This is a genomic window from Wolbachia endosymbiont of Drosophila nikananu, assembly GCF_028981865.1.
Taxonomy (GTDB): Bacteria; Pseudomonadota; Alphaproteobacteria; order Rickettsiales; family Anaplasmataceae; genus Wolbachia; species Wolbachia pipientis_B.
In genome coordinates this window covers 23,442-30,001 of record NZ_JAPQLL010000074.1, presented here as the reverse complement: position 1 = coordinate 30,001, position 6,560 = coordinate 23,442, and the positions used below count along the sequence as shown (strand labels likewise).

9 protein-coding genes are annotated in these 6,560 nt (G+C 34.7%); 5 read left to right on the top strand and 4 right to left on the bottom strand.

The genetic code is table 11. From position 1 onward, the window contains the following. Positions 1-1,321 (bottom strand): IS110 family RNA-guided transposase (locus tag OZD67_RS06070; protein ID WP_274999611.1); only part of this gene is annotated, 1,321 nt, incomplete at its 3' end. Positions 1,322-1,440: 119 nt separating this feature from the next. Between OZD67_RS06070 and OZD67_RS06065 the strand changes: the two genes are divergently transcribed. Both OZD67_RS06065 and OZD67_RS06060 read left to right on the top strand, forming a co-directional pair. Beyond that, a complete protein-coding gene (locus OZD67_RS06065) occupies positions 1,441-1,626 on the top strand; it encodes a hypothetical protein (RefSeq protein WP_274999760.1) in 186 nt (61 codons plus the stop codon). Between the two features lie 107 nt (positions 1,627-1,733). After that, positions 1,734-2,441 (top strand): pyridoxine 5'-phosphate synthase, encoded by a 708-nt coding sequence (locus OZD67_RS06060; RefSeq protein ID WP_182182832.1) that lies wholly within the window; start codon positions 1,734-1,736, stop codon positions 2,439-2,441. Here OZD67_RS06060 and OZD67_RS06055 read toward each other — a convergent pair. The 3 genes from OZD67_RS06055 to rplM all read right to left on the bottom strand — a co-directional run bounded on the left by OZD67_RS06055 (position 2,438) and on the right by rplM (position 3,808). Further along, on the bottom strand, positions 2,438-2,737 hold the full coding sequence (locus OZD67_RS06055) for an HU family DNA-binding protein (RefSeq protein WP_182182834.1): 300 nt from the start codon (positions 2,735-2,737) through the stop codon (positions 2,438-2,440). The two genes, OZD67_RS06060 and OZD67_RS06055, sit on opposite strands and share 4 nt — an antisense overlap. A 146-nt stretch (positions 2,738-2,883) precedes the next feature. Then, positions 2,884-3,339, bottom strand: coding sequence for a 30S ribosomal protein S9 (gene rpsI, locus OZD67_RS06050; protein WP_182182835.1), 456 nt, complete (start codon positions 3,337-3,339; stop codon positions 2,884-2,886). A 10-nt stretch (positions 3,340-3,349) separates the two neighbouring features. After that, positions 3,350-3,808 carry a 50S ribosomal protein L13 gene (rplM, locus tag OZD67_RS06045; protein ID WP_182182838.1) on the bottom strand — a complete coding sequence of 153 codons (459 nt, stop codon included), beginning with the start codon at positions 3,806-3,808 and terminating at the stop codon, positions 3,350-3,352. Positions 3,809-3,940: 132 nt separating this feature from the next. Here rplM and OZD67_RS06040 point away from each other — a divergent pair, with 132 nt between their 5' ends. The 3 genes from OZD67_RS06040 (at position 3,941) to OZD67_RS06030 (ending at position 6,408) form a co-directional block, all read left to right on the top strand. After that, entirely contained in the window at positions 3,941-5,167 is a 1,227-nt protein-coding gene (locus OZD67_RS06040) for a TolC family protein (protein ID WP_182182839.1), read from the top strand. A 19-nt stretch (positions 5,168-5,186) separates the two neighbouring features. Continuing rightward, positions 5,187-5,753 carry a PopZ family protein gene (locus tag OZD67_RS06035; protein WP_182182841.1) on the top strand — a complete coding sequence of 189 codons (567 nt, stop codon included), beginning with the start codon at positions 5,187-5,189 and terminating at the stop codon, positions 5,751-5,753. Positions 5,754-5,829: 76 nt separating this feature from the next. Beyond that, positions 5,830-6,408: an RlmE family RNA methyltransferase gene (locus OZD67_RS06030; protein ID WP_182182843.1), complete on the top strand. Its 579-nt coding sequence runs from the start codon at positions 5,830-5,832 to the stop codon at positions 6,406-6,408. Positions 6,409-6,560 lie beyond the last annotated feature (152 nt).

Genomic DNA, 6,560 nt, shown 5'->3' with positions numbered 1-6,560 from the left:
CTTGTTGCACTAAAGTATAGCCAAATTCTCGTGCCTTTTTGATCAAATTTTTTACAGCTCTCTCCTTATATCGTGTTTCATAGTATTCCATTCCTTTTTCTACATATTCTTGTCCGTATTTGAGCATACTATAAAATATGCATGCTATTTTTCTTGCAGTAGCTGTTATTGCTTTTGGTGCTCCTAATCGTTTTTTTAATCTCCTGTAGTATGCACCCAATGAACTTTTACTATTTCCTACAGAATTAGCAGCCATTCGAAATGCATTCGCAGCACGATTAATGACTTTACGCGTTCTTGTGCTAAACACTTTTTCTCCTGTAATTTTATTGGCAGGGCTGAGTCCTAACCACGATGAAAAGTGTTTTTCTGTTGACCATTTATTATGGTTTATACCAGTTTCTGAAATTATAGTCTGTATACTTAGTATATCAAGCCCTGGAACTTTAGTAAAATCCATACCAGTTATTCGGTGCAGTTCCTCGTGCAAAGCAAAGTCAGGCTTACTTTTTCTGTGCTTATTCTTTTCCTTACTCAACTGTTTACTTTCGTTAGATTTTGTTTCAAACGTTTTGTAATAGACCTCAATATTTCTATCACATTCTGCTATTTTTTCTTGATAAATATTATATAGTTCAAATTCTTGCTTTAGCGTGAATACATGTTCCTCTCTATAATCGCCAGCTAACGCTTTTGCTATAGTAGACTGATCATTTTTTATTCGTGCATCCCTGAATTGAGCCAATTTCCCAGAATCTCTTTCGCCTTTAATTATAGCCTTGATAATTTTCATACCAGTTACTCCTGTTATATCTCTTATAACTCTATGCAGTTGTATATTCATTTGAATTAATGCCTTCTGCATACGCAGAACATGTGTAGATGCACTTTCAGTGAGGTTCTTACGTTGTCGCACGTAACTACGCAATACACATATCTGGCTATCTGGCCTAAATGACCCTTGGAGTAATCCATAACTATGTAGTTGTTGTAACCACTGACAGTCCTGAACATCTGACTTTCTCCCAGGTACATTTTTTACATGTCGCGCATTTACCAACTTAACTTCAAAACCGTAAGATTCCAGTATTTGAAACAAAGGAATCCAATATACACCAGTTGATTCCATCGCTACGGTTGTAACTTTACACTTTTTTAACCACCTTGCTAAATTATGAAGGTCTTCAGTGAAGCAGCCAAATTTTTGAACACGTTGCTCATCTCTTCTCTCGGGTATACATACATAATGTACAGCCGAACCAACATCTATCCCTGCTGCATCAGGATTCATTACCTCTAATTTACTTTTTGTCATTGTAATTGACCTCCTATAACTTATAATGAAGAAGTATTTAAGCTTGGGACGGTTAGATTATACAATCTTCTAATCGAGGTAGTCGTAATAGACTCCATCAGTGGTTTAACCGTTCCTCCAAAACCATGCTCCCAAACGGGCACTCTAGCACCATTGAGCGTCCGGTTATAACTGCAAAAATACTTCTTAATAAATTATATTTAAAAATTGTTATAGCACTGGATAAAATAGTTTCTTTCAGGTTTAACAAGATTTTTCCTTGTTTGATGCTACCAAATGTCATTCCAGCGCGTGATGCTAGGCCATCTTGACACATTTCGCCAACCCCGTCTCTCGGCTATGGTATTGCTAATCAAACAATGACTATGCAAAAGACCTAATAACATGTATAATCCATAAATAATTTTTGAGGTAGATTGTGAAACTAGGTGTTAATATTGATCACGTCGCAACCCTCCGCAACGCACGCGGAACTTCCTACCCAGATCTATTGAAAGCAGCAGAAATAGCTATTGATGCTGGAGCAGACTTTATTACTGTACACTTACGAGAAGATAGAAGGCATATTAGAGATGAAGACGTATTTAACCTAAAAAAGAGCATTAGTACTGAGCTAAATCTTGAAATTGCAGCCACGGAAGAAATGCTTGAAATAGCAAAAAAGGTAAAACCCTATTCGATTAGTATAGTACCAGAAAAAAGAGAAGAATTAACAACCGAAGGTGGCCTGGATATCGTGAATATGCACAGTAAACTTTCTAATATAATAGAGGAAATGCATAGCTCTAGCATAAAAGTCTCACTGTTTATCGATCCAAATATTAATCAACTAAAATATCTTGAGAAGCTAGAGATAAAACCTGACATAATAGAAATTCACACAGGGGATTACTGTGATAATCCATCAGAGAAAAAGTTACAGTTAATTACTAATGCTGCAGAGTACGTCAATAAATTAGGAATAGAATGCCACGCAGGACATGGCATAACTTATAAACACGCTAAGAAGATGACAAGAATACCTCACATTTCAGCTCTTAACATAGGCCACTATTTAATTAGCGAAGCTGTATTTTATGGCTTACACAGCGTAGTAAAAACAATGAAAATGATAATGTCTACCTAACTGCTGCTTTCATTTAAAATACTTAAAAGAGTTTGGCTTGTTTTAAACTTTACCCTTGTCTTTTCAGGAACAGTCATGATCTCACCATTTTGGGGGTTACGACATTGTTTCTCCTGACTTATAGCAGTAGAAAATGTTCCTATTCCATGCAAACGTATTTCACCTTTCCCATGCAGCTCATTCTTTATTATTTTAATAAACGCATCATGAATCTTGCTCAAATCAGATTTTGTTATATCTATATTCTGACCAGAACAATCTTCCTTTAATTGTTTTATTATATCTTCTTTACTCATAAATTACCTTAATATTGAAAAAATCACACAAATAGCATATTATGTTGACACCGATAGTCAACTAAATTCATCACAAAAATAGAGGGTATCATACACTTTTGCAAATATTTTTATAATACTTACAAAAAAACACCACTATGAAATAACTATCTCTTAGAAAATTGACACTTTTTCCGAGCTTTATGTTGACCATATTTCTTACGTTCAACAACACGTGAATCTCTAGTTAAGAACTCACCATTACGTAATATAGAATGCAAATCTTGGCTTACACTACTCAAAGCTCTGCTTATTCCATGAGCTAGAGCACCTGCTTGACCAGATAGCCCTCCACCTTTTACAGTTGCAAATACATCATATTTGTCTAACGTAGAAGTTGCTACAAATGGCATTTTCACTATTTGGCACACTGACTCTCTTTTAAAATAAGAAATTAGATCGCCTTCTTTGTTAACACTAAATTTTCCACTTCCCGGCTTTATCCATACCCTTGCTACAGATTCTTTTCTTCGGCCTGTAGCATATAAACGACCAAGCGAATCAACTGCTGATTTAATTGTCTTTTCTGACCAATCATTATTATTTATTGTAGAACTCTTCATTTTTACTCCATTACTTTTTATTTTTACGATTCAAAGAGGCAAAATCTATCTTTTCAGGTTGCTGCCCTTGATGCTTATGCTCTGAACCAGAATAAACATACAAATTTTCAAAGCGTCTACGCGCCATAGGTCCATCATCAAGCATCCTTTTCACTGCCATTTCTATTACACGCTCAGGAAATTTGCCATTTAAAATATTATTTGGAGTAGTTTTCTTCAAACCACCAGAATAACCTGTATGCTTATAGTAAATCTTATCTTTAAGCTTCTTCCCGGTAAAATGCACCTTTTCTGCGTTGATAATAATTACATTGTCGCCACAATCCATATGAGGTGTATACTCAGGTTTATGCTTTCCACGCAATAGTGTCGCTACAAATGCTGCAAGCCTTCCTACCACTAATCCTTCTGCATCTATGACAAACCATTTTTTGTCGATTTGTTTCTCTTTTAAGAAAAAAGTTTTCATTGTAATTTAACTAAACAATAGTAAGCTACTATACACTTAATTTCTCAATAGTGTCAACAATATTAGTTGTTGATTATTAAAGTAATTTATGTTAGTAATTGAACTGCGTAACCAATATGCATAGGAAGTAGAATGTTTCGATTAATTATCACACTTGCAATCATTTTTAGTACTATAAGTTGCTATGCAACCGATGTGGGAGAAGTTATAAGCAAAGCGATCAAAAATAGCTCAAAAATAAAGTCTCAATTTTACCAATATAAAAGCGCAGAAAAACAGCTTAAGTTTTCTGGGTTAGCTGGATTTTTACCTGACATTAGTTTGCAGTACAATTTTGATAGTAATTTTAATCTTTCTAGTTTACCTGGAAAACGTCTGATATTAAGCCAAAGGATAATAGATGGCGGTGGCACCTTTGCCACATTCAGTCGATCAAGTCATCTTCTCAAAGCAGAAAAAATGCGATTTCAGCAATTAAAACAAGAGGTTGCACTTAATGCTGTGAAAGCATATGTTGGTGTTTTACAAAAGACAGAAATATTAAAGCTCAGAAAACATAAAGAACGCGTTTCTTTGGAACATTTGTCAGCTATGAAAAAACGCTTTTCCCTTGGAGAGGTAACCAATGCTGAAGTTTTGTTAGCAAAAGCAAAATTCTCGTCTTCTGTATCCGAAAGAGTTGATGCTGAGGGTAAATTAAAGTTGGCAAATATTGCTTATTACCATTTAATTGGCGAAGATGCTGATGACCTTTCTGAGGCTAATGATAAACTACCTTCTGTTCCAGAGCTAAATGAATGTTTACAATTAGCAAAAACCAATAATTTATCTTTAAAGGCAGCAGTTTATCAAAAAAGAGCAGCCGGAATGGAAGTGATCGCTGAAAGCTCCAAGTGGCTTCCTTCTTTAAATCTAAGCGCAAGCAAAAATTTTGGGAAGGATGGTGTAAAATTAGACAAGCTATTAGAAAATGTTCATATAGTTTTTACTCTTGATGTTCCAATCTTTAAAAAAGGAGCGAATGCTTTTGGTGTCAGTAGAGCTAAAATGGATGCAAAAAAATCTACCTACGATTATTATGAAACGGTAAAAAATATAGAACAAGCAGTTGTAAATGCTTGGAATAATGTGCTAACAGCAAAAGCCATTATTAAAGCAAGTCAAGAAGCGGAAAAAGCAGCAGCTTCAGCATTGGAAGGAGTTGAGCAAGAGGTAAACTTAAATTTAAAGAGTACATCTGACCTTTTGGACACTGAAGATGCATTATTTAAAGCACGTTCAGACTTAGTTGCAGCACAAAGCAATTATGTAATTAGTGTTTACAACTTGCTTTTTATGATAAATAGTATAAACCTCTAAATTTAATGGTATTAGCACTATGCATGATGAACAAGGCAATCAATCTGTAAAAGATATTCTAGAAGATATAAAAAAAGCTATATCAGGTAAAAACGCAAAAGCAGAAATAAAGGATGAAAATGATGATGTGCTATGCCTTGAAGAAGAGTATCCAGAAGATATGGAAGAAGATGGCAAAAAAGAAAATGGTAAAGAAGAGGACATTGATAATGATGACCAAAGTGAGGAAATGGCTTGCAACAATAACCAATTTAATGACCATAGCTACAATTCAGAAGAAAAAAAAGATATTTATTTGTACGATAATATCAAAATGAGTAATAATAAAGCGAGTAATAGCGGCTTACAAGCGCAAAATAACGATCATCTAATTTTAAAAGAGAATATGGAAGAGATCAAAGCGCTGCTTGGAAAAATGCAAAACGAATTGCAGCATAAACAACAAAAAAGAGCGAATCTTACTGTTGAAGAATTAGTTACATCTCTTTTAAAACCTCATCTCTCAGAATGGCTGAATAAATATCTACATGCACTGGTAAAAGAAGTAGTTGAAAAAGAGCTCAAAGATATAATCAATAATAAGTAGGGTATTAGCAATAAAAACTAGAGTAAAGACGGCTAGAGGCAGAAAACTATCTTCAACAAGGTGGCTACATCGTCATTTGAATGATCAGTATGTGCGAAAAACTAGCAAGGATGGTTATAGGTCACGCTCAGCATATAAGCTGGTAGAAATGGATAATAAATTTAAATTATTCCAAGAAGGGCAAAAAATTATTGATCTTGGTGCTTCTCCTGGTGGATGGTCACAAGTCGCGTCTCAGGAAGGTGCAAATGTAGTTGCTCTTGACATGAAACCAATGAACGCAATTAATGGAGTAGAGTTTATACAATGTGATATTATCAATGGGCTTGAAATTTTAAGAGAAAAATTCAAGGATCAAAAATTTGATGTAATTTTATCTGACATGGCGCCCGAATCTTGTGGTTTAAAATCGTTGGATCATATCAGAATTATGCTTTTATGTGAAGCAGCGCTCAATTTTGCAAAGCATTTCTTGAGCCATGGTGGCACGTTTGTAGTAAAAATTTTCCAAGGAGAATCTGATAAAGATTTTTGTAACGAGCTAAAAAAAATGTTTAAAACAGTAAAATATTTTAAACCAAAGTCAAGTAGATCTGAATCTACAGAAATGTATTTGGTAAGTTTAGGCTTTATTGGCAGCAGACCTCCTATATAATATTAATCCAGGTAGCCCGCAGAAACGAAAAAACTTACTTGACAAACCCCGCCAGCCCCCTTATCATGAAAGTGAAGGTATTCAGTTATCTTCATCTGTGCAGATTAAACAGCAAGAAAACAACGTAGTTGGCGTCTTATTTTTAATTTTTT